The organism is Kribbella jejuensis (assembly GCF_006715085.1).
Taxonomy (GTDB): Bacteria; Actinomycetota; Actinomycetes; order Propionibacteriales; family Kribbellaceae; genus Kribbella; species Kribbella jejuensis.
This window is the reverse complement of sequence record NZ_VFMM01000004.1, coordinates 182,544-208,432: the sequence shown is the minus strand read 5'-3', so window position 1 is coordinate 208,432 and position 25,889 is coordinate 182,544. Positions and strand designations below refer to the sequence as shown.

Annotated in this window: 28 protein-coding genes; 21 read left to right on the top strand and 7 right to left on the bottom strand. The window is 69.7% G+C overall.

Features of this window, described 5'->3' with window-relative positions; all coding sequences use genetic code 11:
- Positions 1-172 precede the first annotated feature (172 nt).
- The 4 genes from FB475_RS33800 (at position 173) to FB475_RS33785 (ending at position 5,074) form a co-directional block, all read left to right on the top strand.
- The gene (locus tag FB475_RS33800; RefSeq protein WP_141862135.1) at positions 173-1,471 is read left to right on the top strand and encodes a family 43 glycosylhydrolase; all 1,299 of its coding nucleotides are present in this window, start codon (positions 173-175) and stop codon (positions 1,469-1,471) included.
- Between the two features lie 70 nt (positions 1,472-1,541).
- A complete protein-coding gene (locus FB475_RS33795; protein ID WP_141862133.1) occupies positions 1,542-3,641 on the top strand; it encodes an alkaline phosphatase family protein in 2,100 nt (699 codons plus the stop codon).
- Positions 3,642-3,651: 10 nt separating this feature from the next.
- Positions 3,652-4,410 (top strand): MBL fold metallo-hydrolase, encoded by a 759-nt coding sequence (locus tag FB475_RS33790; RefSeq protein WP_238332609.1) that lies wholly within the window; start codon positions 3,652-3,654, stop codon positions 4,408-4,410.
- A 76-nt stretch (positions 4,411-4,486) separates the two neighbouring features.
- Entirely contained in the window at positions 4,487-5,074 is a 588-nt protein-coding gene (locus tag FB475_RS33785) for a DedA family protein (protein WP_141862129.1), read from the top strand.
- On the opposite strand, the gene FB475_RS33780 is transcribed toward FB475_RS33785, so the two are convergent.
- Positions 5,069-5,710 carry a TIGR03085 family metal-binding protein gene (locus tag FB475_RS33780; protein WP_141862127.1) on the bottom strand — a complete coding sequence of 214 codons (642 nt, stop codon included), beginning with the start codon at positions 5,708-5,710 and terminating at the stop codon, positions 5,069-5,071. The genes FB475_RS33785 and FB475_RS33780 overlap by 6 nt on opposite strands.
- A gap of 94 nt (positions 5,711-5,804) precedes the next feature.
- On the opposite strand from FB475_RS33780, the gene FB475_RS33775 reads away from it, so the two are divergent.
- Together FB475_RS33775 and FB475_RS33770 are read left to right on the top strand one after the other, a co-directional pair.
- Positions 5,805-7,637: an ABC transporter ATP-binding protein gene (locus FB475_RS33775; RefSeq protein WP_141862125.1), complete on the top strand. Its 1,833-nt coding sequence runs from the start codon at positions 5,805-5,807 to the stop codon at positions 7,635-7,637.
- Positions 7,634-9,430 carry an ABC transporter ATP-binding protein gene (locus FB475_RS33770; protein ID WP_141862123.1) on the top strand — a complete coding sequence of 599 codons (1,797 nt, stop codon included), beginning with the start codon at positions 7,634-7,636 and terminating at the stop codon, positions 9,428-9,430. The genes FB475_RS33775 and FB475_RS33770 overlap by 4 nt, the downstream gene beginning before the upstream one ends.
- A gap of 60 nt (positions 9,431-9,490) precedes the next feature.
- On the opposite strand, the gene FB475_RS33765 is transcribed toward FB475_RS33770, so the two are convergent.
- Positions 9,491-9,805, bottom strand: a complete 315-nt coding sequence (locus FB475_RS33765) for a Fe-S cluster assembly protein HesB (protein ID WP_141862121.1) — start codon at positions 9,803-9,805, stop codon at positions 9,491-9,493.
- Positions 9,806-9,922: 117 nt separating this feature from the next.
- On the opposite strand from FB475_RS33765, the gene FB475_RS33760 reads away from it, so the two are divergent.
- Entirely contained in the window at positions 9,923-10,777 is an 855-nt protein-coding gene (locus tag FB475_RS33760) for a GNAT family N-acetyltransferase (protein WP_141862119.1), read from the top strand.
- Here FB475_RS33760 and FB475_RS33755 read toward each other — a convergent pair.
- Positions 10,774-11,919, bottom strand: coding sequence for a dipeptidase (locus tag FB475_RS33755; RefSeq protein ID WP_141862117.1), 1,146 nt, complete (start codon positions 11,917-11,919; stop codon positions 10,774-10,776). The genes FB475_RS33760 and FB475_RS33755 overlap by 4 nt on opposite strands.
- Before the next feature lie 12 nt (positions 11,920-11,931).
- On the bottom strand, positions 11,932-12,408 hold the full coding sequence (locus FB475_RS33750) for a hypothetical protein (RefSeq protein WP_141862115.1): 477 nt from the start codon (positions 12,406-12,408) through the stop codon (positions 11,932-11,934).
- Here FB475_RS33750 and hisI point away from each other — a divergent pair.
- The 13 genes from hisI to FB475_RS33685 all read left to right on the top strand — a co-directional run bounded on the left by hisI (position 12,407) and on the right by FB475_RS33685 (position 22,820).
- Positions 12,407-12,769 carry a phosphoribosyl-AMP cyclohydrolase gene (hisI, locus tag FB475_RS33745; RefSeq protein WP_420359240.1) on the top strand — a complete coding sequence of 121 codons (363 nt, stop codon included), beginning with the start codon at positions 12,407-12,409 and terminating at the stop codon, positions 12,767-12,769. The genes FB475_RS33750 and hisI overlap by 2 nt on opposite strands.
- The gene (locus tag FB475_RS33740; RefSeq protein ID WP_141862114.1) at positions 12,766-14,256 is read left to right on the top strand and encodes an anthranilate synthase component I; all 1,491 of its coding nucleotides are present in this window, start codon (positions 12,766-12,768) and stop codon (positions 14,254-14,256) included. The genes hisI and FB475_RS33740 overlap by 4 nt, the downstream gene beginning before the upstream one ends.
- A 7-nt stretch (positions 14,257-14,263) precedes the next feature.
- Positions 14,264-14,806: a Trp biosynthesis-associated membrane protein gene (locus FB475_RS33735; RefSeq protein ID WP_141862112.1), complete on the top strand. Its 543-nt coding sequence runs from the start codon at positions 14,264-14,266 to the stop codon at positions 14,804-14,806.
- A gap of 56 nt (positions 14,807-14,862) precedes the next feature.
- On the top strand, positions 14,863-15,135 hold the full coding sequence (locus FB475_RS33730; RefSeq protein ID WP_202878675.1) for an HGxxPAAW family protein: 273 nt from the start codon (positions 14,863-14,865) through the stop codon (positions 15,133-15,135).
- Positions 15,136-15,148: 13 nt separating this feature from the next.
- Entirely contained in the window at positions 15,149-15,955 is an 807-nt protein-coding gene (gene trpC / locus FB475_RS33725) for an indole-3-glycerol phosphate synthase TrpC (protein ID WP_141862110.1), read from the top strand.
- Between the two features lie 78 nt (positions 15,956-16,033).
- A complete protein-coding gene (gene trpB, locus FB475_RS33720; protein WP_141862108.1) occupies positions 16,034-17,242 on the top strand; it encodes a tryptophan synthase subunit beta in 1,209 nt (402 codons plus the stop codon).
- Entirely contained in the window at positions 17,239-18,060 is an 822-nt protein-coding gene (gene trpA, locus FB475_RS33715; protein WP_141862105.1) for a tryptophan synthase subunit alpha, read from the top strand. The genes trpB and trpA overlap by 4 nt, the downstream gene beginning before the upstream one ends.
- 7 nt (positions 18,061-18,067) lie before the next feature.
- Positions 18,068-18,724: an SCO family protein gene (locus tag FB475_RS33710; protein ID WP_238332608.1), complete on the top strand. Its 657-nt coding sequence runs from the start codon at positions 18,068-18,070 to the stop codon at positions 18,722-18,724.
- Positions 18,721-19,191, top strand: coding sequence for a MauE/DoxX family redox-associated membrane protein (locus FB475_RS33705; RefSeq protein WP_141862103.1), 471 nt, complete (start codon positions 18,721-18,723; stop codon positions 19,189-19,191). The genes FB475_RS33710 and FB475_RS33705 overlap by 4 nt, the downstream gene beginning before the upstream one ends.
- Entirely contained in the window at positions 19,188-19,877 is a 690-nt protein-coding gene (locus FB475_RS33700; RefSeq protein ID WP_238332607.1) for a DsbA family protein, read from the top strand. Before FB475_RS33705 ends, FB475_RS33700 begins: the two co-directional genes overlap by 4 nt.
- 51 nt (positions 19,878-19,928) lie before the next feature.
- Positions 19,929-21,263 carry a prolipoprotein diacylglyceryl transferase gene (gene lgt / locus FB475_RS33695; protein ID WP_141862099.1) on the top strand — a complete coding sequence of 445 codons (1,335 nt, stop codon included), beginning with the start codon at positions 19,929-19,931 and terminating at the stop codon, positions 21,261-21,263.
- A gap of 53 nt (positions 21,264-21,316) precedes the next feature.
- On the top strand, positions 21,317-21,985 hold the full coding sequence (locus tag FB475_RS33690; protein ID WP_141862097.1) for a VIT1/CCC1 transporter family protein: 669 nt from the start codon (positions 21,317-21,319) through the stop codon (positions 21,983-21,985).
- A 70-nt stretch (positions 21,986-22,055) separates the two neighbouring features.
- Positions 22,056-22,820 (top strand): hypothetical protein, encoded by a 765-nt coding sequence (locus FB475_RS33685; RefSeq protein ID WP_141862095.1) that lies wholly within the window; start codon positions 22,056-22,058, stop codon positions 22,818-22,820.
- On the opposite strand, the gene FB475_RS33680 is transcribed toward FB475_RS33685, so the two are convergent.
- Positions 22,821-23,843, bottom strand: a complete 1,023-nt coding sequence (locus tag FB475_RS33680; RefSeq protein ID WP_141862092.1) for a 1-aminocyclopropane-1-carboxylate deaminase — start codon at positions 23,841-23,843, stop codon at positions 22,821-22,823. It abuts the gene before it with no gap.
- A gap of 25 nt (positions 23,844-23,868) precedes the next feature.
- Here FB475_RS33680 and FB475_RS33675 point away from each other — a divergent pair, with 25 nt between their 5' ends.
- Positions 23,869-24,126: a hypothetical protein gene (locus FB475_RS33675; protein WP_141862090.1), complete on the top strand. Its 258-nt coding sequence runs from the start codon at positions 23,869-23,871 to the stop codon at positions 24,124-24,126.
- Here FB475_RS33675 and FB475_RS33670 read toward each other — a convergent pair.
- Positions 24,084-24,932 carry a phosphotransferase gene (locus FB475_RS33670; protein ID WP_185759554.1) on the bottom strand — a complete coding sequence of 283 codons (849 nt, stop codon included), beginning with the start codon at positions 24,930-24,932 and terminating at the stop codon, positions 24,084-24,086. The genes FB475_RS33675 and FB475_RS33670 overlap by 43 nt on opposite strands.
- A 45-nt stretch (positions 24,933-24,977) precedes the next feature.
- Positions 24,978-25,802, bottom strand: coding sequence for a phosphotransferase (locus FB475_RS33665; protein WP_141862087.1), 825 nt, complete (start codon positions 25,800-25,802; stop codon positions 24,978-24,980).
- Between the last annotated feature and the right edge of the window lie 87 nt (positions 25,803-25,889).

The following is a 25,889-nucleotide window of genomic DNA, read 5'->3' as shown; positions in this document are numbered from 1 at the left end:
CCCGACACTCTCGGTAAATGACTCACGAGACACTCCCTTGATCCAGGCGGAAAACAACTAGCGGGAGTCAACACCCCCGATTCCCCCGGGTCCAGTGATTGAGGCCTCGCGTTTCAGGTGAATCGATGTAAAAGTTGAGTCACAGGTATCCGCCCCACCTGAGGAGTCACCCATGAGACGACTTCTGGCGGCCGCGCTGGCCGTCTTCAGCCTCTCCACCTTCCTCGCACCGGCCGTCCAGGCGGCCCCGGCCGGAGCTGTCTTCCCGACCGAGATCATCGCCGAGAACTTTCCCGATCCGGACGTCTTCCAGCAGAACGGCACCTGGTACGCGTACGCCACCAACGGCAGCCGCGGTACGGTCCCGGTCGCGACCGCGCCGAGCGCCACCGGCCCGTGGACCATCCGCGGCGACGCGATGCCAGGCGGCCCGTCCGCGGCCTGGGCGCAGCCCGGCCGCACCTGGGCGCCGGACGTCTACCCGAACCCGGACGGCACCTACACCCTGACCTACACCGCGTGGCACAAGGCGTCCGGCCGGCAGTGCATCGGCGTCGCCACCGCGACCAGTCCGCTCGGCCCGTTCCAGCCGGTCGGTACGGCGCCGTTGATCTGTCCGCTCGATCTCGGCGGCGCGATCGACCCGAACACGTTCGTGGACACCGATGGCACCCGCTACCTGGTCTGGAAGAACGACGGCAACGCGATCAGCCAACCGTCGACGCTGTGGCTGACCAAGACCTCGAACAACGGCTGGACGCTCGCCGGTGGCAACACCGCACTGCTGACGTCGAGCGGCATCATCGAGGCGCCCGACCTGGTGCACCACGGCTCGCAGTACGTGCTCTACTTCTCCGGTGGCGGGTACAGCGACTGCAACTACCTCACGTCGTACGCCACCTCGACGAGCCTCGGCGGTCCATGGACCACGGCGTACCGGCCGCTGATGACGACCGCGACGTTCGACAACCACGTGTGCGGCCCCGGTGGCGCCGACTTTGTCGGGGGCAAGGTCTTTCAGCATGGCTGGGTGAACGGCGACCGGCACCTGTACGTCGCGGACGTCGGGTACGCGAACGACTACCCGGTGGTCCGCGGCAGCCGGGTCCGGTACGAAGCTGAGCGCGGCACGCTCAACCACTGCTCGGTCCGGTCGAACGCGGCCGGCGCCTCGGAGGGGAAGGTGGTCGCCTACATCGACTACGCCGACTCCTGGGTGCAGAACACCGTGTTCGCCCCGGTGGCCGGCAGTTACACCCTGTCCGTCGGATACGCCAACGGGTCCGCGTCCACCGCGAGCCACGGTCTCGTTGTCAATGGCAACAACGTGGGCTCGGTCCGTTACCCGGTGACCGGGTGGGACAACTGGCACCAGAGCGCGGTGCCGGTGACGCTGAACGCGGGGTGGAACACGATCCGGCTGACCAAGGGCACGCTGTACACCGAGGTCGACTACCTCGAAGTGCAGTAAACCTGTCGCCGCGACCCCGTACCCTCGTACTGGACAAAAGCGCAGTACGGGGAAGCAGGCTGTTTATCGCATGGCGAAACCACCAGAACAGATCTCCCGCCGACGACGTCCGGTATGGCTGGATCTCCGCCGTACCGGACGTGGTCTGGGAGCCATGCTGTACGGCGGGCTCGCGTCGCTGATCACGCTGATCATCACGTTCTGGCTGCTGCCGCAGATCAGCAGCGACGGCCGCTTGCCGATCTTCCGGCTGGTCGTGCTGCTCGCGGTGTTCTCGGTGCTGATGCGCTGGATCCTGGCCGGTATCGCGGTGCTGATCGGTTCGATCGGCGTGCTGGTCGGCGGCCTGCTGTCGCAGTTCGCGGTGGTCTACCTCGGCATCACCGTCGACCCCGGTGTCGACCTGCACGGCGGCGTCGAGGCGCCGGTGCTGGTCTCGATCGTGATGTCGTCGGTCAGCGCGTTCGTCGGCTGGGTCGCGTACGCGGGCAGTGACGACGCGTACGTCGCCGAGGTGATGCGGCTCGTCCGCCGCCGGGCCCGGCGGATCGAGCCCGCGCCGAAGACCGGGATGCTGGTGATCCAGATCGACGGCCTGTCGGCGCCGCTGCTGAACTGGATGGTGCTGGCCGGGAACCTGCCCAACCTCGGCGGCTGGATCCGCGACGGCAAGCACTCGATGCTGGCCTGGCACACCGGTGTCCCGGCGACCACCCCCGCCAGCCAGGCCGGCATCCTGCACGGCGGCTCGCGGCACATCCCGGCCTTCCGCTGGTACGAGAAGGAGACCGGCCGGGTGATGGTCACCAACCGCGGCCGGGACGCGGCGGAGCTCGAGGCCCGGATGTCCACCGGTCGCGGCCTGCTGGCGGACGGCGGCGTCAGCATCAGCAACAACTGGTCCGGCGACGCGGACCGGTGCGAGCTGGTGTTCAGCCGGGCGGGCCTGCCGAACAGCCGCAGCAACGGGTACGTCCGGTTCTTCTCCAGCCCGCAGGGCGCCGCGCGCGGCCTGATCCTGTGCGTCGCGGAGATGATCAAGGAACTGCACCAGGCGCGTCGGCAACGCGTCCGGCGCCTGGTCCCGCGGGTGAAGCGCGGCGGTGGGTACATCTTCCTCCGCGCGATCACCAACGTCCTGCTCCGCGACCTGAACGTCTCGCTGATCACCGATGAGCTCGTGAAGGGGACTCCGGTGATCTACTGCGACTTCGTGGACTACGACGAGGTCGCGCACCACGCCGGCCCGACCCGGGCCGAGTCGCTGCAGACGCTCGAGGGCCTGGACCGGGTGCTCGGCGCGCTGCAGCGGATCATCGACATCCTCCCACACTCGTACGAGATCGTCGTGCTGTCCGACCACGGACAGAGCCAGGGTTCGACGTTCCTCCAGCGGTACGGCCGGACCCTGGGCGAGGTGGTCGACGACCTGGTCGACACCACCAAGGAGCCGGTGCAGGCGGTCGGCAAGTCCGAGGGCTGGGGCCCGGTCAACGCGTTCCTCACCGAGCTCGCGTTGCGGCGCAGCGTCGCCGGCACCGTCACCCGCAAGGCCTTCCATGTGAAGACCGGCCAGGTCGAGCTCGGGCCGAAGGACTGCGAGCCACAGATCGCGGCGGACGAACAGATGGTCGTCACCGCGTCCGGCAACCTCGCGCTGATCTACCTCGCCAACACCCCCGGCCGGGTGCCGCTGGAGGAGATCGAACTCCTGCACCCGAAGCTCATCCCCGGCCTCGCGACCCATCCCGGCATCGGGTTCGTCGTCGTCGACTCGCTCGCCGAGGGACCGGTCGCGATCGGGGCGTCCGGGGTCCACGTCCTGCGCTCCGGCCGGGTGGAGGGCGAGGACCCACTCGCGCGGTACGGCGCGTTCGCTGCCGCCTCGATGCTCCGGCAGGCCGAGATGCCGCACAACGGCGATCTCGTGGTGGTCAGCCGGCTCGACGAGTACACCCACGAAGTAGCGGCGTTCGAGGAGCTGGTCGGCTGCCACGGCGGGATCGGCGGCTGGCAGACCGACGCGGTGCTCGTCCACCCGAGCCGCTGGGTCCTGGACGAGGCTCCCGTAGGCTCGGACGCGGTCCACGACGTGCTGGTCGGCTGGCTGGAGAAGCTGGGCCAGCGCAAGGACCAGGCGGAACCGGCCGAGTCGAAGGTGGAGGCGTAAGAGCGTGCAAGTGACATGGTGGGGGCATGCCACTACCACGATCGAGGCGAACGGCACGCGGCTCCTGACCGACCCGGTGCTGACGTCGCGGATCGCACACCTGCGGCGCCGCCGCGGCCCGATGCCGGCGCCGGAGGCGGGGGAGTGCGACGCGGTGCTGATATCGCATCTGCATGCCGACCACCTGCACCTGACGTCGCTGCCGTTCATCTCGCCGGACGCCGCGCTGGTGGTGCCGCGCGGTGCGGCGAAGCTGATCCACGCCGACAGCGGTCCGCTGTACTCGGACCGCTGCATCGAGGTTGCCCCAGGCAACCAGATCAAGATCGGGTCGGTCGAGATCACCGCCGTCACCGCGCATCACGACGGGCGCCGGCTGCCGTGGTCGTCGTACTCGGCGCAGGCGCTGGGCTACCGGATCGACAGCTCACCGAGTGTCTGGTTCGCCGGCGACACCGACCTGTACGACGGTCTCGCGGCCGAGGCCGGGCAGGTCGACCTCGCGCTGGTGCCGGTCGGTGGCTGGGGACCGTCGCTCGGTCCCGGGCACCTCGATCCGGTCCGGGCCGCGGAGGCGGTGCGGCGGGTGGGCGCGGCGACCGCGGTACCGGTACATTTCGGGACGTTCTGGCCGATCGGCTGCGACTGGATCAAGCCGGAGCTGTTCCTGCCACCGGGGGAGAGGTTCAAGACCGCGATGACCGAGACCGACCCCGCGGTGAAGGTCGAGGTCCTGGTCCCCGGTCAGTCGCTCGAGGTGCCTGCGTGAACGAGCGAAGCGAGTTCACCAATCCAACGCAGCCCGCTCGTGCCTCATCCGCGCCCGGAGCGAAGCGAGGACGCGGATGAGTGGGGACACCACGTTCGACGTCTGGTACTTGTTCGCGTTGGCCGGTGCGGTCCTGATCGGGGCGGTGCTGCCTGTGTTGCCGACGGGTGCCGCCGTATCGGCGGGTGCCGTGCTCGCGTCGCACAGCAATCCGATCGGGCTGGTCGGCGTACTGATCGCAGGCGCGGCGGGAGCGTACGTCGGGGACCTGATCGTGTACGCGGGCTGCCGGTTCGGTGGTGAGCGCCTGGCCAAACGGGTCGGGTGGTTACGCGACAACGGCTCGCTCGACGCATTGCGCGAACGACTGGCCGAACACGAGATCGGCGTACTGCTCACATCGCGGTTGATCCCGGGCGGCCGGGTCCCGGTGCTGCTGGCGGCCGGTCTCGCCGGCTACCGGTGGGAGCGGTTCGCGCTCGTCGACCTGACCGCGTCGTCGCTGTGGGCGGCCGTCTACATGGCGATCGGTCTGCTCGGCTATGCGCTGTTCGACGAGCCGTGGCAGGGCGTGCTGGCTGCGATCGTGCTCGTCATCCTGACCACCGTGGTGAGCAGCCTGATCCAGCGCGCCCGCCGCAAGGCACGCCGCTCGACGTCATAGGCCGAATGACGCGTTGCGGAGCCGCTCCACAGCCTCCGCCTCACCATCCAGCTGTACGTCGGCCGCCGCCTGCCGCCCGCTGGTGAACAGTGTCAGCTCCGCGGGCTCCCCGGTGACCGTGACCGACCCAAGCGCGGTCGGTTGCTTCGCGACGACGCTCGCACCGTCGGGCCGGGCTAGCACCAGGCCCGTCGGTGACTTGCGGGCCATCGACTTCCCCGCCAGCTTGATCCCCTTCCACAGGCCCTCCTGCTGATCGGCCGGCAGCGTGCGGACCTCGTACGACGGCTGGGCGCGGCGGACGTCCTCGTGGTGGATGAAGTACTCCGCGGTGTTGATCTGCGCGCCGAGTTTCGGGACCGCGAACAGTGACGCCCGCGGCGGACCGTTCCGGACCTTGTCGACCACCTCGGCGAACCCGTACCGGTCCTTGGCCCGCTTCATCCGCCGCTGGGTGGTGTCGGCGAGCGCCGAGATCACCAACCCGGGTCCGGCCATCGGATCGGCCTCCCGGACATACAGGTGGACCGCCAAATCATAGGCGTCCCAACCATCGCAGAGCGTCGGCGCCGCGGGGCCGACCTGGTCGAACAGTTCACACAGAGCGAGTCGTTCTACCCGGCTGTAGTCGGTCACATATCCGATCGTAGTTGTCGGTGGGTAATGGCAGAATGTCAATCGTTGTCATGCCTGTGTCCCGTGTATGCACCTGACTGTCCTGGAGTGTGTCTTGCCTGTCCCGAAGGTTCCAGACAAGGGCAGCGTCACCCGGCGGGGGTTCGGGGTGCTGCGGGTCGCGATCTGGGAGGAGCCGGGCATCTTCGCGCTGTCCGTGCTCGCCAGCATGCTGTACGGCGGCATGACCGTGGCCGGCGGCTGGGCGCTGGGCTGGTCGACCGACCACGTGATCCGGCCCGCGTTCGAGCGCGGGCACACGACCGGCGGCGCGATCGCGACCCTGATCTCGCTGTTCCTCGGGATCGCGATCCTGAACGCGATCGGCGTGGTCGGGCGCCGGCTCGGGGCCGGGGTGATGCAGTTCCGGCTGCAGGCGACGTACCGCCGCCGGGTCACCCGGCAGTACCTGAAGCTGCCGCTCGAGTGGCACCACCAGCACTCGACCGGCATGCTGCTGTCGAACGCGAACGCCGACGTGGAGTCGACCTGGTTCGTGATCGCGCCGCTGCCGATGGCGATCGGCGTGATCGCGATGCTGGTGTTCGCGACCGTCGCGATGTTCGCCGCGGACGTCTGGCTGGCGCTCGTCGGTTGCCTGGTGTTCCCGCTGGTCTTCGTCGCGAACGTGATCTTCCAGCGGTACCTGCAGCCGCTCGCGACCCGGGCGCAGCAGCTCCGCGCGGACGTGTCCGAGGTCGCGCACGAGTCGTTCGACGGCGCCCTCGTCGTGAAGACGCTGGGCCGGGAGGCGGCCGAGACCGAGCGCTTCCGCGCGCCGACGTACGCGCTCCGGGACGCGAACATCGCGGTGAACAAAGCCCGCGGCATGTTCGACCCGGTGATCGACGGCCTGCCCCGGCTCGGTGTCCTCGCGGTGCTGCTGGTCGGTGTCGGACGGGTTCGCTCGGGCGGGGCGGACGCGGGTGACGTGGTCCAAGTGGCGTTCCTGTTCACGTTGATCGGGTTCCCGATCCGCGCGCTCGGCTGGGTGCTCGGTGAGCTGCCGCGCTCGGTCGTCGGCTGGGACCGGGTGCAGCGCGTGCTGACGGCCGAGGGCGGCATGGAGTACGGCGAGCAGCGGCTGACGTCGGCGAAGGCGGCCCGGCTGCAGGTGGCCGGCGTCCGGTTCGGGTACCTCCCGGAGCGCGACGTACTGGCCGGCGTCGACTTCACCGTCGAGCCCGGGCGGACCGTCGCGGTGGTCGGGCCGACCGGCGCCGGGAAGTCCACGATGACCACGCTGCTGACCCGGCTCGTCGACCCGGAGCAGGGCGCGGTGAAGATCGACGGGATCGACCTGCGCGACCTGGCCCGCGACGAGCTGGCCGGATCGGTCGCGCTGGTCGCGCAGACCGCGTTCCTGTTCGACGACACGATCCGCGGCAACATCACGCTCGGTGGCGACTACACCGACGACGACGTCTGGGACGCGCTGCGGATCGCGCAGGGCGACGGCTTCGTGAAGGCGCTGGCGGACGGGCTGGACACCAAGGTCGGCGAACGCGGTACGACGCTGTCCGGCGGCCAGCGGCAGCGGATCGCGCTGGCCCGCGCCCTGGTCCGGCGGCCGCGGTTGCTGATCCTCGACGACGCGACCAGTGCGGTCGACCCGCAGGTCGAGGCCCGGATCCTCGCCGGGCTGCGGTCCGCCGTACAGGAGGATTCCGGCGCCGCGACGACGGTGCTCGTGATCGCGTACCGGAAGGCGACGATCTCGCTCGCCGACGAGGTGCTGTTCCTGGACGAGGGCCGGATCCAGGCGCACGGCACGCACACCGAACTGCAGGCGTCGATCCCCGCGTACCGCGACCTGGTGGACGCCTACGAGAAGGACGCGGAGCGCCGTGCCGAGGAACTCGAGCTCGACGAGGAGGTGTCGGCGTGAGTGCGGCGGAAGCTAGCCGGCTTGATCACGGCGACAACGCGGGCGGACTGCAGACCCTGAAGGAGGGCCTGAAGGTTTCGCCCGAGCTGGCGCGTGGGTGGTGGCTGACCGGGATCCTCGCGCTGACGATGACCGCCGGGCGGATCGTCGTACCGATCGCGGTCCAGCAGACCATCGACAAGGGGCTGTCCGGACCGAAGGGTCCTGACATGTCGTACGTCGCCTGGATGTGCCTGGTCTGTGCGCTGGGCGTGATCCTGACCGCGGGTGCGTCGTACCTGACGACCGTGCGGCTGGCGATCAACTCGGAGCACGGTCTGGCCACGATGCGGATCAAGGCGTTCCGGCACGTGCACGACCTGCCGGTGCTGACCCAGAGCACCGAGCGCCGCGGCGCGCTGGTCAGTCGGGTCACGTCGGACGTCGACACGGTGTCGCAGTTCCTGCAGTTCGGCGGGTTCATCTTCCTGGTCAGCCTCGGCCAGATGTTCCTCGCGACGATCGTGATGTTCTTCTATTCGTGGCAGTTGGCGCTGGTCGTGCTCCTCTGCTTCATCCCGCTGTTCGCCAGCCTGAAGTACCTGCAGCGCGCGATGTCCGCCGCGTACGGGACCGTCCGCGCCAAGGTCGGCGAGATGCTGTCCGCGATCTCGGAGCCGGTCGTCGGCGCGCAGGTGGTCCGCTCGTACGCGATCGAGCAGCGCACCCAGGACCGGATCGACGCCTCGATCGAGGACTACCGCAAGACCGCGACCAAGGCGCAGGCGATCACGGGTCTGACGTTCTCGATCGGTGGTCTCGCGGCCGGTCTCGCGAACGCCGGCGTACTGACGGTCGGCGTCCTGCTCGGGGTCGACAAGCAGGCGACGCTCGGTGAGCTGCTCGCGTTCATGTTCCTGGTGTCACTGTTCTCGGACCCGGTACAGATCGCGACGCAGGTGCTCACCGACGCCCAGAGCGCGTTCGCGGGGTGGCGGCGGGTGCTCGGCGTGATCGCGACGCCGGCCGATGTCGCGGACCCGGGCGAGGCGGGGGTGAAGCAGGCGCGCGGGCCGATCACGGTCGAGTTCGAGGACGTCGATTTCGCTTACCCAGAAGGGGAATTGGTACTGCGGGACGTCGACGTACGGATCGCACCGCATCGGCGGGTCGCCGTCGTGGGGGAGACCGGGTCGGGGAAGACGACGTTCGCGAAGCTGCTCACCCGGTTGATGGACCCGACGTCCGGGGCGGTGAAGCTGGACGGGGTGGACGCGCGGGAGATCTCGTTCGAGTCGTTGCGCGAGCGGGTCGTGATGGTGCCGCAGGACGGGTACCTGTTCGACGCGTCGCTGGCCGACAACGTGCGGTTCGGGCGGCCGGAGGTGACCGACGAGCAGCTGCTGGCCGCGTTCGAGGCGCTCGGGCTCACCGACTGGCTGGAGTCGCTGCCGGACGGTCTGGACTCGCCGGTGGGCCAGCGCGGCGAGTCGCTGTCGGCGGGCGAGCGGCAGTTGGTCGCGCTGGTCCGCGCGAACATCGCGGACCCGGATCTGTTGGTACTGGACGAGGCGACGTCCGCTGTCGACCCGGGGACTGAGGTGCGGGTGAACGCGGCCCTCGAGCGGTTGATGGCCGGTCGTACGTCGGTGACCATCGCGCACCGGTTGTCGACGGCCGAGGCCGCGGACGAGGTACTCGTCTTCGACGAGGGCGAAATCGTGGAACGTGGCTCACACGCCGAGCTGGTCGGCGCGGGCGGGGTCTACACCCGACTCCACGACAGCTGGATCGCCCAGCGCAGCGCCCTCTGAGCCACCTGGACGGCAGTCCGGGCCGGCCGGGGAGTCCCGGCCGGCCCAGAAGTTGCTCGATCAGGGGGTCGGCGCCGTACCGTTGCTCGTACCCGACTGCGGTACCAGCAGGAACTCGACACCGCCCTTGTCGTCGACCGCCGCGTCCAGGATCTTGTCGTCGAGGGCGTTCGCGGCGTTCTGCTCGAGGAAGACCCGGGCACCCGCCTCCTCGACGACCTGGTCACCCGGCTGCGGAGACTCGGTCGTGGTCACCGCGAGTGCCGGATCCGCTGGGTTCTCCTGCGAGATCCGCACCCCGGCTCCGTCCGGCGCGCCCTCGACCCCGGTGATGCTCTTGATCACCAGCGTCGCGTTCTCAGTCAGGGTCAGCACAGTTCCCACTCCATCCGTCGTCGTCTCTAACCCTCGCCCCGTGCCCGACCACCGAAATCACAAACCTCAGGGGGCGTCCGGTGCGGACTGTCGGTCCGATGGTGTGTGATCTGGGGCATGGCGATTGCGTTGAGTAGTGCGGGGACCGGTGAGTTGGGTGAGGTGGTCGGGGTGCTGCGGGAGTGGACCCGGGAGGGGGTGCCGTTGCAGTTGCATCCGGGGGATCTCGGGTGGTTCTGGCGGTTCGGGGTCGAGCGGACTGCGGCGGCGACCCGGATCTGGCGGCGGGACGGGGAGATCGTGGCGGTCGGGCTGCTCGACGAGCCGGACTGGTTGCGGATGTCGATCGCGCCGGAACTCCAGCGGGACGAGGAGCTGGCGCGGCAGATCGTCGCGGACGTCTCCGGAGTCCTCGTCGACGGCAAGGTGTACGTCGAGACGCCGATGGGTGCGCTCGTCCAGGATCTGCTGTTCAAGGACGGCTGGAACGCGGACGCCCCGTGGGTGCCGGTGCGCCGCGATCTCTCCGATCCGGTACCGGACCCGGGTGCGCGGGTCGACGTGATCGGCCCGGAGGAGGCGCACGAGCGGACCGCCGTACAGCGGGCGTCGTTCGACGGGTCGACGTTCACCAACGAGCGGTGGTTCGCGATGTCGGACGGGCTGCCGTACGCCGACGCGCAGTGTCTCGTGCTGCGGAACAAGCTCGGCGAGTCGGTCGCCGCGGCAACCGTGTGGTCGGCGGGCGCGGGACGCCCCGGCTACATCGAGCCGATGGGCGTCCACAACCTGCACCGCGGGCGTGGGTACGGCACCGCGATGGTTCTGGCCTGTGCACGGGCGCTGCGGGAGCTGGGTTCGTCCAGCATCTACACGGTCACGCCGGGCACCAACGTCGGCGCGATCGCGACGTACCAGGCGGCCGGAATGCAGCCGCTGGACGAGATCCGCGCGCAGTACCGGGAGGGTTAGGCAGCCACGTCGTCCGCGGCCCGGAGCACGCGCAGGATGTTGCCTCCGGCAAGTTTGCCGAGGTCCTGGTCGCTCCAGCCGCGGTCGGCCAGCGCCTCGAACAGCACCGGGTACGACGCCACGTCGGGCAGCTCCACCGGGAACTCCGGGCAGCCGTCGTAGTCCCCACCGAGACCGATGTGATCGATACCGGCCACCTCACGCACGTGCTCGACATGCTCGACCACATCCGCCAGCGTGGTCTCGGGCTTCGGCTTGCCGTAGATCTCGGCGAGCTTCGCCTGGTTCTCCGGCTGCAGCGGTGACGGGATCGGGTTGCCCGGCTGATCCTCGGTGGTCAGGTTGTGCTCCTCGGCGGCGGCGCGGGCGCCCGCGACCCAGTCGACGTACTGCTGCGAGACGAAGTACGGGACGAAGGTGACCATGCAGACGCCGTCGTTGGTGGCGAGTGTCTCGAGGACGTCGTCGGGGGCGTTCCGCGGTACGTCGCAGACCGCCCGCGCCGACGAGTGGCTGAAGATCACCGGCGCGCTCGTCACCCGGAGCGCGTGCCGCATGGTGTCGGCGGAGACGTGTGACAGGTCGACGAGCATGCCGATCCGGTTCATCTCCCGGACCACCTCCTCGCCGAACTCGTTCAGCCCGCCGAGCACCGGCTCGTCGGTGGCCGAGTCAGCCCAGGACACGTTGTGGTTGTGCGTCAGCGTCATGTAGCGCACGCCGAGCGCGCGCATCACCCGCAGCACGCCTAGCGACTCACCGATCGAGTGGCCGCCCTCCATTCCCATTAACGAGGCGACCCTGCCCGCCTTGATCGCGGTCTCCACGTCGTCGGCGGTGTCCGTGAGCTGCAAGTCTTCCGGGAACCGCTCCACGAGCCGCCGGACGAAGTCGAGCTGCTCGAAGGTACGCCGTACCGCGTGCTCGTCCTGCGGCACCCACAACGACCAGAACTGACCCCCCACCCGCCCCGCCCGCAGCCGCGGCAGATCGGTGTTCAACGCCGGCACCGACCCCGCCAGGTCGTAGGCGTCCAGGTCGTACCCACACAGTTCGTAGAACGCGATCGGCAAGTCGTTGTGCCCGTCGATCACCGGATGCTCGGCAAGCACCGCCTGAGCCCGCGCCTCACTGGTCGTCATCCCGCCATCCTGTCAGGCCTGTTCGTAGCTCGCTGTCGGGGTTGCGAACGTGTCGACGACCAGGTGCAGGACTCCCAGCGCGTCCAGCCCGTTCAGCTGGTCGTACGCCACCGCCGTACCGGCCTTCACCACCAGGTGTTCGGCCGCCGTGGGCCAGAAGCCGAAGCCGGCGCCGCTGGTCTCCTCGGTGTACGGGTCCCGCGAGCTGAACGCACTCCGGATCGTCCCCGGCTCCGGTTTCAGGAACAATCCGGCCGCATCGGCCTCCTCCACCAGGTGCGTCAGGTCAGTGGGCAGAACGGGACCCGGACGGGTCGCCGCCCACGCCGCGGCGTCCGCGGAGAGGGTGAAACGCCAGCCGTGGGTGCGTTCGGCGAACTCGCGCTGGGCAAGGTCCGCGCGCCGGCGGTTCTCGGCGTAGTAGGCCGCCTTGTACTCGGCGTTGTTTTCGGCGTTGTTGTCGGTCAGGTCCCGGTCCGGTGCTCCCATGGTCAGGACCGTAGCCGGGATCGGGGACAATGGGCGGGTGAACATCGACGAGTTGACCTTCGACGCGGCCGGCTTGATCCCGGCGGTGGTGCAGCAGTACGACACGCGCGAGGTTCTGATGGTGGGCTGGATGAACGCCGAGGCAGTACGCCGGACCGCGGCGACCGGGCGGAGTACGTTCTGGTCGCGGAGCCGGCAGGAGTACTGGGTGAAGGGCGAGACCAGCGGCCATCGGCAGCACGTCAAGCAGGTGCTCGTCGACTGTGACGCGGACACGTTGCTGGTGCTCGTCGACCAGGAGGGGCCGGCCTGCCACACCGGCACACGGAGCTGCTTCGAGCACGGGGAGATCAAGGCGTGAACAGCCCGGAGCTGGAGACGTTCCGCGAGTACGCGAAGGACCGCCGGGTCATCCCGGTCACCCGCCGGCTGCTGGCCGACGCGGAGACCCCGATCGGCGTGTACGGCAAGCTCGCGGCCGAGCGCGAGGGCACCTTCCTGCTGGAGTCCGCGGAGAACGGCGGCGTCTGGTCGCGGTACTCGTTCATCGGCGTCCGCTCCGCCGCGACGCTGACCGAACAGGGTGGCCAGGCCGTCTGGACCGGCAACCCGCCGGTCGGCCTGCCGCAGACCGGTGACCCGCTGCAGGCGCTCCGCGAGACGCTGGAGATCCTGCACACCCCGCGGCTGCCCGACCTGCCGCCGCTGACCGGCGGCATGGTCGGCTTCCTCGGGTACGACGCCGTCCGGCGCCTGGAACGGTTGCCCGACACAACGACCGACGACCTCGGCCTGCCCGAGCTCACGTTCCTGTTCGCCACCGACCTGGCCGCCCTCGACCACGAGACCGGCGAGATCTGGCTGATCGCGAACGCGGTCAACTGGGACGACTCCGACGACCGCGTCGACGAGGCCTACGCGGACGCCGTCCGCCGCCTGGACGCGATGGAGCGCGACCTCGCCCGGCCAACCCCGTCGTACGTCGTCCGCGCCGACCGGCAGGCCCAGCCCGACCCGCACCGGCAGCGCTCGAGCGCCGAGTACCGGCAGGCCGTCGAGCACGCGAAGGAGGAGATCCGGGCCGGCGAGGCGTTCCAGATCGTCGTCTCGCAGCGGTTCGAGCTGCAGAGCACCGCGAGCGCCCTCGATATCTACCGCGTGCTCAGAAGGTCGAACCCGAGCCCCTACATGTACCTGGTCCGCCTGGACGGGTTCGACATCGTCGGCTCCAGTCCGGAGGCGCTGGTCAAGGTGACGGAGAACAAGGTGATCCTGCACCCGATCGCCGGCACCCGCCGCCGCGGTGCGACGCCGGAGGAGGACCACGCGCTGGAGGAGGAGCTGCGCGCGGACGTGAAGGAGCGTGCGGAGCACCTGATGCTGGTCGACCTCGGCCGCAACGACGTCGGCAAGGTCTGCGCCCCCGGCACGGTCGAGGTCGTCGACTTCATGGACGTCCGCCGCTACAGCCACGTGATGCACCTGGAGTCCACGGTCACCGGTCAGCTCAAGGCCGGGATGACGGCGTTCGACGCGCTCACCGCGGCGTTCCCGGCCGGAACGTTGTCCGGGGCACCCAAGCCGCGGGCGATGGAGATCATCGACAAGCTCGAGGTCACCCGGCGCGGCGTGTACGGCGGTGTGGTCGGCTACCTGGACTTCGCCGGCGACGCCGACACCGCGATCGCGATCCGTACCGCGGTGCTCCGCGGCGGGACGGCGTACGTCCAGGCCGGCGCCGGGATCGTCGCCGACTCGGACCCGGCCGCGGAGGACGCGGAGTGCCGGACGAAGGCGGCCGCCGTCCTGAACGCGATCGCGGTCGCGGGGACGTTCAGTGACATATGAGGGACGTATGAGACCCCAACGGCTGGTCGACCTGCTCGCGGTGGTGGCGCTGGTGCTGCTGGGGCTGTCCGGCTACCTGACCTGGGTGTCGGCCGATCCCGGCAACGGGCGGCCCGTGGTCGACTTCAACGGCTACACGATCACCAAGGCGCCCGTCACCCTCGCACTCGCCGCGGTCGTGGCTGTCGTGGTGATGAAGCTCGCCGGAACGGCGCTGCGGAGAGTTCTGGGCGGTCTGGTGGTGCTGCTCGGGGTCGCGGCGATCGCCGTCTCGTTGAGCGTCCGGCCCGATGGCCCTGAGTTGAGCCGGCTGCGGCCCGAGTTGAGTGATGTGCTGGCCGACAAGGTGACCCAGTCTCTCGGCGCGGCGCCCTGGTTCGCGCTGGGCGGCGGCCTGGCGCTGGTTGTGGCGGGGCTGATCACCGTGCTGACTGCCCAGCGGTGGCGGCGGGCGACGCAGCGCTACGAGCGTGATCCGGCCGCCGCGGGTTCGGATCATGGAGCCGATCAGTGGAAGGCGATCGACGCCGGGGAGGACCCGACTCTCTGATCGCGGCGGGCTACCGCCACAATAGGACGGGACACAGAGGAGGAGTGGCGCCAACTATGGACAATACGGTGGCGGACCAAGGGGCAAGCCGGGTCGAGGCTGCACAGACCGAGGATGGAGCACCGCACGATCTGCACGGCAACAGCCCGGCGGCGTGGACCGCGGTGGCGATCGTGCTGATCGCCTTCACGATCGGTGCCATCGCGATGGTGCTCGGCCCGAACTGGGTGCTGTTCTGGATCTCTGTCGGTATCGCAGTGCTCGGTGCGCTGGCCGGCAAGGTGCTGCAGCTGCTGGGCTTCGGGGTCCCGACCGACGGCCACCACTGAAGGGCGGACGGACATGACTGTGCTTGACGACATTCTCGCGGGGGTCCGGGAGGACCTCGCGGAGCGCCAGGCGCGGGTCAGCCTGGACGACCTGAAGCTCGAGGCCCAGCGCAAGCCCGACGCGAAGGACCCGATGCCGGTGTTCCGTGGCGACGGGATCGCGGTGATCGCGGAGGTGAAGCGGTCCAGCCCGTCCAAGGGCGAGTTGGCCGAGATCACCGACCCGGCCGCGCTGGCCGGGGAGTACGAGCTCGGTGGCGCCGCGGCGATCTCGGTGCTGACCGAGGAACGCCGGTTCAACGGCAGCCTGGACGACCTGCGGGCGGTCCGCGGCCGGGTCGACGTACCGGTGCTGCGCAAGGACTTCATCGTCTCGTCGTACCAGCTCTGGGAGGCGCGGGCGGCCGGCGCCGACATGGTGCTGCTGATCGCGGCGGCGCTGGAGCAGGAGGCGCTGGTCTCGCTGATCGAGCGGGCCCAGTCGATCGGGCTGTGCCCGCTGGTCGAGGTGCACGACGAGGAGGAGACGCGGCGTGCGGTGGACGCCGGCGCCCAGCTCATCGGCGTGAACAACCGGAACCTGAAGACCCTCGAGGTCGACCGGGACACCTTCGCCCGGGTCGCGCCGACGATCCCGACCGAGCTGGTCCGGGTGGCGGAGTCCGGTGTCCGCGGCCCGCATGATGTAATCGAGTTCGCGCGCGCCGGGGCCGATGTCGTCCTCGTCGGTGAAACCCTGGTGACCGGCCGCGATCCCCGCGCCTCGGTCGCCGACCTCGTCGCCGCCGGATCGCACCCCGCCATCCAGCAGCGGCACTAGTACTTCCCGTCCGGTCCAAACGGTTCGGGACAGAGACTCTCCCGCGCTGTACGGGCCGGGCTTGGAAGGTTTTGTCGGATGTCTACTGTGCTGCCCGACCAGTTCGGGCACTTCGGCCGTTTCGGCGGCAGGTTCATGCCGGAGGCGCTGATCGCGCCGCTCGACGAGCTCACCACTGCCTGGCGCGAAGCCATGGCCGATCGTGAGTTCACCGATGAGTTCGAGCGGATGCTGCGCGAGTACATCGGCGCCCCGAGCCTGCTGTACGACGCGACCCGGCTGTCGGACGTGGCCGGTGCGCGGATCCTGCTGAAGCGCGAGGACCTGAACCACACCGGCGCGCACAAGATCCGGAACGCGATCGGCCAGGCGCTGCTGACCAAGCGGATGGGCAAGCCGCGGGTGATCGCCGAGACCGGCGCCGGCCAGCACGGTGTCGCCACCGCGACCGCCTGCGCGTACCTGGGCCTCGAATGCGTGGTCTACATGGGCGAGGTCGACACCGAGCGGCAGGCCCTCAACGTGGCCCGGATGAAGCTGCTCGGCGCCGAGGTGATCGCGGTCAAGACCGGCAGCCGGACGCTCAAGGACGCGATCAACGACGCGCTCCGCGACTGGGTCGCCAGCGTCGACAAGACCCACTACATCCTCGGGACGGCGGCCGGTTCGCACCCGTTCCCGGCGATGGTGCGCGACTTCGTCCGCGGCATCGGCGACGAGGCGCGGGCCCAGACGCTCGAGCTGACCGGCAAACTGCCGGACGCCGCGGTCGCCGCCGTCGGCGGCGGATCGAACGCGATCGGTCTGTTCACCGCGTTCATCGGTGACGAGGACGTGAAGCTGTACGGCGTGGAGCCGGGCGGCGACGGGTTCGAGACCGGCCGGCACGCGGCGACGATCAGCGCCGGGCAGGTCGGCGTACTGCACGGTGCGCGGTCGTTCCTGCTGCAGGACGACGACGGGCAGACGATCGAGTCGCACTCGATCTCGGCCGGGCTGGACTATCCGGGCGTCGGGCCGGAGCACTCGTGGCTGGCCGAGACCGGCCGGGCGAAGTACTGGCCGAAGACCGACGCCGAGGCGATGGACGCTTTCCGGCTGCTGTCCCGGACCGAGGGCATCATCCCGGCGATCGAGTCAGCACACGCGGTCGCGGGCGCGCTCGACGTCGCCAAGGAACTGGGGCCGGAGGCAACCATCCTGGTGAACCTGTCGGGCCGTGGCGACAAGGACATGGACACGGCCGCGACCTGGTTCGGGCTGGCCGAGAAGGGATCCGGGGAATGAGCGAGGTTGCCCTGGGCAACGCCGGGGCCGCGATCCGGAAGGCGAACGGCGAACACCGGGCGGCCTTCGTCGGGTACCTGCCGGCCGGTTTCCCGACGTACGACGGTGCGCTCGACGGGCTGAAGGCGCTCGTCGACGGCGGCGCCGACGTGATCGAGCTCGGCCTGCCGTACAGCGACCCGGTGATGGACGGCGTGACGATCCAGCGGGCCACCGAGATCGCGCTCGCGGGCGGCCTGCGGACCCGGGACGTGCTCAGCACGGTGGAGAAGCTCGCGGCGTACTCCGACGTACCGGTGCTCGTGATGACGTACTGGAACCCGATCGAGCGGTACGGCGTGGACCGCTTCGCCGCGGACTTCGCCGCCGCCGGGGGAGCGGGCCTGATCACGCCCGACCTGATCCCGGACGAGGGTGCGGAGTGGATCGCGGCCGCCGACAAACACGAACTGGACAAGGTGTTCCTGGTCTCGCCGTCGTCGACCGACACCCGGATCGCGATGACCACGGCGAACTGCCGCGGCTTCGTCTACGCGACCGCTGTGATGGGTGTCACCGGCGCACGGGACAAGCCGTCGGACCTCGCGGCGCCGCTGGTGGCCCGGACGCACGCCACCACCGGCCTGCCGGTCGGCGTCGGCCTGGGCATCTCCAACGGTGACCAGGCGGCCGGCGTCGGCGCATTCGCGGACGCGGTGATCGTCGGCGCGGCCCTCGTCCGCGCCCTCGGCGACGACGGCCCGACCGGCGTCCGCACGCTGGCAGAAGACCTGTCCGCCGGCGTCCGCCGGGAACCCCGAACCTTCCCCGTTCGTTAGTAGCCCCGTGAGTCGAACCAGGAACGCTGCCCTGTTGATGGCGGCGGTGGCTCTGCTCGCCCTCGCGGGCTGCAGTGGCAATCAGGAGAAGGCGGACAACCCCGGCGGGGCGATCATCCGGAGCAGCCAGGATCCGAACGGGTTGCGCGGTGCCACCCTCGACCGGCCGTACTCGATGCCCGCGGCCACCTTGACCGACACCGACGGGAACCCGTTCAACCTGGTCACGTCGACCAAGAAGCCGGTCACGCTGGTGTTCTTCGGGTACACGAACTGCCCGGACGTGTGCCCGACCGTGATGGCCGACGTGGCGTCCGCGCTCACCAAGCTGGACAAGTCGGTGCAGAACCAGATCCAGATGCTGTTCATCACCACCGACCCGGCCCGGGACACCGGGCCGGTGATCCGGAAGTACCTGGACCGCTTCGACCCGTCGTTCGTCGGGCTGACCGGTTCGCTGACGTCGATCAAGGACATTGCGAAAGCGGTCGGCGTACCGGTCGAGGGGATGCAGAAGCTGCCCTCGGGCGGGTACGAGGTCGGTCACGGCGCGCAGGTGATCGGCTTCGGCAAGAACGACAAGGCGACCGTGATCTGGTTGTCGAACGCCGCGATCGGTGACCTGGTGCACGACTTCGGGAAGCTGGTCGAGGAGAACCAGTGAGGGCATGGTTCCCGTGGCTCTCACTGGGGGCGCGGCTCGTGCTCGGCGCCGTGATGCTGGTCGCCGGTGCGTTGAAGGTGACCGATCCGGAGACCGCCGCCCAGGCGGTCCGCGCGTACGAGCTGCTGCCGTCGTCGTTGGTCGAGCCGGTCGGCTGGGGCCTGCCGTTCCTGGAGATCGCGATCGGGTTGCTGTTGGTCGTCGGCTTCGGTGTCCGGGCGTCCGCGGCGGCCGCGGGTGTTTTCATGATCATGTTCATCGTGGCCGTGGCGTCCGCCTGGGCCCGCGGGCTGTCGATCGACTGCGGCTGCTTCGGTGGCGGCGGTCAGGTCGCGCCGGGACAGACGAAGTACCTGCAGGAGATCCTCCGGGATCTCGGCCTGCTGATGCTGGCCGGATGGCTCTGGCTGTACCCCGTTTCCAAGTTTGCCGTCGTACCGGAACCACAAGGAGTCACCGCGTCGTGAGCAGTACCAGTACGTTGCAGCAGAAGCGCCGGGTCGCACCGGGCATCGTCGTGGTGATCGTCCTGGTGCTGGCGCTCGGCGCCGGCGTCGGCGTGCAGTACTACCGCGGGCACTCCAAGGTCGAGGTGGCCTCGACCGGCCGCACCGAACCGGCCGTCATCACCGGTCCCGGGACCTCCGGCAAGGGCGTCACGGTCGGCAAGGCCGGCGCGAAGGTGAACATCGACCTGTACCTGGACTTCCGCTGCCCGCACTGCGCGGAGTTCGAGAAGGACAGCGGCGCGACCATCGACAAGCTCGTCGAGGACGGTACGGCCACGCTCACGTACTGGCCGCTGCAGTTCGTGAACCCTGACTCCTCGCCGCGGCTGGCGAACGCGTTCGCCGCCGCGGCCGCGAACGGCAAGGCGCTCAGCTTCGTCGACGAGCTGTACGGCGACTTCTCGAAGTCCTGGACCTCGGACCAACTGATCGAGCTCGGCAAGCAGCTCGGCGTCGGCGACGCGAAGTACCAGCAGGCGCTGCAGGACAACACCTACGCGGGCTGGCTCGAGTCCGTGAACAAGGCCGCCGACGATCGGGGAGTCACCGGTACGCCGACCGTGTACGTGGACGGCAAGCAACTGCCGACCGACCAGTTGACACCTGAAGGCCTGCAGAAGGCCGCGGCTGAGGCTGCATCGTGACCGTGCGTTTGTGGTCCTGCCCTGCCAGGTCGAGTAGCGTTCCCCCTTGCCATGTCTAGTCTGAGTCTTGCCGTGGGTGTGCCGGCGTTCATCCCCAGCCCGAGCCAGGGCGTCTGGCACGTCCTCGGCCTGCCGATCCGTGCGTACGCGCTGTGCATCCTGGCCGGCATCTTCGCCGGCTACTGGCTCGGCCGCCGTCGCTGGGTGGCCCGCGGCGGCTCGGCGCCGGTGCTCGCCGACATCATGTTCTGGGCGATCCCGTTCGGGCTGGTCGGCGCCCGGATCTACCACGTGGTCACCGACGCCGAGCTGTACTTCGGCGCCGGCAAGCACCCGATCGACGCGCTGAAAATCTGGCACGGCGGCCTGGGGATCTGGGGCGCGGTCGGGTTCGGCGCGCTCGGCGCCTGGATCGCCTGCCGGCGGGCCAAGGTGCCGTTCCTGGCGGTCGCGGACGCGATGGCGCCGGGGATCGCGCTGGCGCAGATCTTCGGCCGGTTCGGGAACTACTTCAACCAGGAGCTGTTCGGCCGGCCGACCACCAAGCCGTGGGGCCTGGAGATCTCGCCGGAGCACCGCCCGGACGGGTACGCCGACTTCGCCACCTTCCACCCGACGTTCCTGTACGAAGCCGTCTGGAACCTCGGCGTGGTCGGGCTGCTGCTGATCGTCGACCGGCGCTTCAAGCTCGGTCACGGCCGGGCGTTCTTCCTGTACGTCGCGGCGTACACCGCCGGGCGCGCCTGGATCGAGAACATGCGGATCGACACCGTGAACCACTTCCTCGGCCTCCGCCTGAACGTATGGACCGCCCTGATCCTGTTCGTCCTCGCCGTGATCGCCTTCGTCATCAGCGCCCGCACACGCCCGGGGCAGGAAGACATCAGCACCGGCGCCGCCGCCGGCGAGCCCAAGCCCGGAACCTCAGCCGCAACCACCCCGGACGCCGACAGCACGGCCGACGGCGCGGGTGACCCGACGACGGACCGCGCCGGTGACCGGGCGACGGACCGCGCCGGTGACCGGGTGATGGACCCCGCGGGTGACCTGGCGACGGACCACGCGGGTGACCGGGCAGCCGACGGCGCGGGTGACCGAGTGACGGACCGCGCGGGTGACCGGGCAGCCGACGGCGCGGGTGACCGAGTGACGGACCGCGCGGGTGACCGGGCGACGGACCCCGCGGATGACCGGGTGACGGACCACGCGGGTGACCGGGCGGCCGACGGTGGGACTGACGGCGGCGGCGACGCGCCCGCGACCTCCGGCACGGAGACTGGAGCTTCCCAGCGAACCGCCTCGGCGGAGCCGGCCGGAGGACCGGCTGCCGAGGCGCAACCGGACACTCCTGCGCCCACGCACCCCACCGGTCCGCGGTTGAAGTGAGCGAAACACCTGCAGTCTCGCCCGAGCACCACGGGGACCATACCCACCGTGATGTGAACGGCGGGTGGCTGCGGCCGGCTGTGTTCGGGGCGATGGACGGGCTGGTCTCGAACTTCGCGCTGATCGCCGGCATGGACGGCGGTACGCACTCGGGGTCGAAGCTGATCGTGCTGGCCGGGCTCGCCGGGCTGGCTGCGGGCGCGTTCTCGATGGCGGCGGGGGAGTACACCTCGGTCGCGTCCCAGCGCGAGCTCGCGCACGCCGAGATCGAGATCGAGCGCTCCGAGATCCGCAAGCACCCGATCGACGAGGAGATCGAGCTCGCCGAGACCTACCGGGCGAAGGGCCTCGACCCGGACCTGGCCAGCAAGGTCGCCAAACAGTTCCACGCCGACCCCGACCAGGCCCTCGAGGAGCACGTCCGCGAAGAGCTCGGTATCGACCCCTCCGACCTGCCGAACCCGCTGCTCGCGGCCGCCTCGTCCTTCATCTGTTTCGGGATCGGTGCCTTCATCCCGCTGGCGCCCTACCTGTTCGGCGCCGGCAGCGTCATCCCGTCGCTGATCTTTTCGCTGACGGCGCTGTTCGTCTGTGGCGCCGTGGTTTCGCGCGTCACCAGCCGCTCCTGGTGGTACTCCGGCCTCCGTCAGCTGCTCCTCGGCGCCGCCGCGGCCGGCCTCACGTACTTCGTCGGAACCCTGGTCGGACCTGGAGTCGGGTAGCGCCCGCGCTACCTCAGATATCGCCCCGGCGTGATGGTCCTGGGCCGGCCGCGCGCCTAGGTTGTGCGGCATGAAGAGGCTTGCCTTGCTGGCGGTGGGGTTGATCGTCGCGTTCGTCGTCGTACCGGGCCTCGGGGCGCCCGACGATCTGGGGAGTGAGCGGCGGCTCGCCGGTACCTTCCGCGGTGAGTTCATGGCGTACTGGAGTTCGGGGGAGCGGGCGTTCGATCCGGGGATGCAGCGGGTGGTCGACTACTGGTTCCGGTACCACATTGCGAAGGCCGCGCTCGCTGCGGCTTTGCTCGCCGTGCTCGTGGTGCTCGGGGTGATGGTCTGGCGAGAGTTCGTGCGGACACGCGGGCTTCGCGCCGCGGGGTTGGCGACGGGTGGGGTGCTCGCGACGGCGTTGGCCGTGGTCTCGCTCGCGGCCGTGCTGGCGAACATTCATGGGATGGCGGCGCCGTTCGGGTCGCTGTTGCCGATGTTGTTCGGAGCGCCGGCCGGGCCGCTGGACGCCACGCTCGGGCAGGTCAGGCAGCAGTTGGCCGCAGGGCAGCGGTCCGGGCCGCTCGACATGATCATGAGCGACTACGTGCTGTTCCACGAGGTGATGGCTGTCGAGGGCGCGATCGTGGCCGCCGGGCTCGTCGTACTGGCCGTGCTGTTGTGGCGGTGGTTCGGCCGCGCGGAGGGGCGTGCGCGGCGTGTGCTGGCCGGGTACGGAGTTTTCGTGCCGGTACTGGCGTCGGCGCTCGCCGTGGTCGTGGTTGCCAACACGACCACGGCCGCGCATCCGCTGCCCGGGCTGGAAGGGTTCTTCGCGGGCGGCTGGTGATCAGATCGGCTGCGTCTGCGTGAACAGGCTGCTGTAGGCGTTGAGGGCCGGCTGGCCGCCGAGGTGGGCGTACAGGACGGTGGAGTCCTTCGGGATGTCGCCGGTGCGGATCAGGTCGATCAGGCCGGCCATCGACTTCCCCTCGTAGACGGGGTCGATGATCATCGCCTCGAGTTGGCCGCTGACCCGGATCGCGTCGAGCGTGGACTCGACCGGTACGCCGTACTCGTCGCCGGCCCAGCCTTCGAGGACGGTGATCTCGTCGGCGCGGAGCTCCCGGTCGAGGCCGATCAGGCGCGCGGTGTTGCGGGCGATCCGTTCGATCTGGTCGCGGGTCTCCTGGAGCTTGGCGCTGGCGTCGATGCCGATCACCCGGCGGGGCCGGTCCTGGCCGGCGAACCCGGCGATCATCCCGGCGTGCGTCGAACCGGTCACCGAGCAGACCACGATCGTGTCGAAGAAGACGCCGAGCTCGCGTTCCTGCCGTGCGACCTCGTCCGCCCAGTTCGCGAACCCGAGCCCGCCGAGCGGGTGGTCGGACGCGCCGGCCGGGATCGCGTACGGCGTACCGCCGCGCGCCTCCACGTCCGCGAGCGCCTGCTTCCAGCTGTCCTTGAACCCGATCCCGAACCCGGCCGGGTCGAGCCGCACCTCGGCGCCCATGATCCGGCTGAGCAGGATGTTCCCGACCCGGTCGTTCAGCGCGTCCGGCCAGTCGACCCACTTCTCCTGGACGAGCACTGCCTTCATCCCGAGTTTCGCCGCGACCGCGGCGACCTGGCGGGTGTGGTTCGACTGGTACCCACCGATCGAGACGAGGGTGTCGGCGCCTTGCGCGATCGCGTCCGGGACGAGGTACTCCAGCTTCCGGGTCTTGTTCCCGCCGTACGCGAGGCCCGAGTTGCAGTCCTCGCGCTTCGCACAGACCTTCGCGCCGCCGAGGTACGCCGACAACCGCTCGAGCGGATGCACCGGACTCGGCCCGAACAGCAACGGATACCGCGGAAAATCGCTGAGTGCCATGGTGTTCCTCCACTAGGGTCGCGGAATGTTCCCCGGTGCGATCGACGTCCCCCCAGCCACGTACCTCGACCACCTAGGCACCATCTTCACCCGCTTCACCACCCAGGACTCCGGAAACCACTCGTACGGCGTACAAACCCCCAACACCCGGGCTCTGGTGCTGTTGCCCGGCCCGCCGCCACCCGTCGCCGAAGTGCTCGTCGAGGCCACTACAGCGCGTTTTCCGGGTTACCGGGCCTTCTACGAGGCGTGGTTGACGGCTTCTTCGATGATTGGCGTCTGAGTAGTCAGGCGTTCTAGGTGCTCGCCGGGGTCGGGCTGGGTGAGGGCCCAGGCGGCTCGGCCGACCAGCGTGACCGCTGCGGTCAGCACGGCGCCTCGTCGTACGTGTGCCGCCGACCACGCACCCTCACTGCCCTGCTGATACGCGCTGACCAGATTCTCGACAGGTTCGCGCGTGGACTGCAGCAGGTAGCCGAGGTCGAACCCCAGCGGCCGGATACCGAACTGGTCGAAGTCGACCGCGGTCACCTCGTCGCCGTCGCGCCGGATCAGGTTCGGGAGGTGGATGTCGCCGTGCACGAGCTGATGCGGCAGCCGGTCGAGCTCCCGCATCACGTTCATTCGCCGGTACCAGAGTTCCCGGCACAGTCGCCGTACGTCGGCCGGCAGCACGTCGGCGGTCGCACAGCCGGCCCATCCGCCGTGCGCCGCGTCATCCTCCAACCGGTCCCGCAGGATCCGCCGCGCGAACCAGTTCGCCGGCTCCACCCGATTCAGCCCGAACCGCCCGAGCGCCGCCGCGGCTTCTTCCACCGAGACCGGGCCCGGTTCGACGGCTTCGGTCCACACCGTGATCCCGTCCGGATCGCTCTCGACCTTCACCGTCCGCGGCGCCCGCAGCCCCTTGGTCCACTCGAGTACGCCGCTACTCGCCACCTCAGCCTGCCGCCGCCAGTACCCGTACCGCCTCGGCCGCTCGTCCCCAGGCACCAGCCGCTTCACGACAGTCCCATCCGGAGTTCGCCACACCCCACCGTGCGCCACACCCTTCGCGGCCGCCAGCAGGACCCAGTCATCCCCAGCCATCCATCGCATCGCGCAGATCTACCACTCCGGAGGATCACAGCCCCCTCACGACACGTAACGAACCGCTTCGGCCAGCACCCCACCCAGTTGCCCCAGCCCCTCCAGATGCTCCTCAGCCCCCGGTCGCCCGACTGCCCACGCCGCACGGGAGACGCCGGTGTACGCCGCAACCAGCACGGCCCCACACCGCACGGCGCCGGGTCCCGCGTATTCGGCGGTGAACGACTCCAAGAGGGCGTCCAGCGGGGCACCCGTGGCCAGCAGCAGGTAACCCAGGTCGAAGCCGACCGGCCCCAGGCCGAACTGCTCCCAGTCGATGGCGATCACGTCGTCGGCGTCGCGGCCGAGGAGGTTGACCGGGTGGGCGTCGCCGTGGGTGGGCACGCGCGGCAGACCGTGCAACACCTCCAGCGCGACACCTCGGCGGTTCCAGAGTTCGGTGATCGTCGGATCGGCCCCCAGCGACGCCCAGCCACCGCGGCGTTCTACGGTCGTCAGGCGATCTCGGAGGATGTTCCGCGCACCCCAGGCGGGTTCGACCACGGAGCATGCTGCAAACCGCCCCAGAGCCGCAGCCAAGACCTCCGGAGCCCACGCGGCTGGTGCCACCTCGGCCGTCCGCAACGTGATCCCGTCGGCATCCCGCTCGACACCCAAGCACGCCGGCGCTCGCAGCCCCGCCGTACGAGCAACAATCCCCGACTCGGCGACCAGCACCTGCCGCTCCCAGTACGCGTGATGACGCGGATCCACCACCCCGGGCACCAGCCGCTTCACCACCACCCCGGACGGTGTCCGCCACACCCCACCCGTCGCCTGGCCGGTGCCGGCGGTGAGCGGTGTCCACTCGGGATCAGGCTGCCAAGTCACCCCAACTGACCTATCAGTCTCAGCAAGTGAATTTCAGGGGTTGTGGGTGGTTGGGGAAGCGCGCGGCAGGGAAGATGGGAGGCTAGT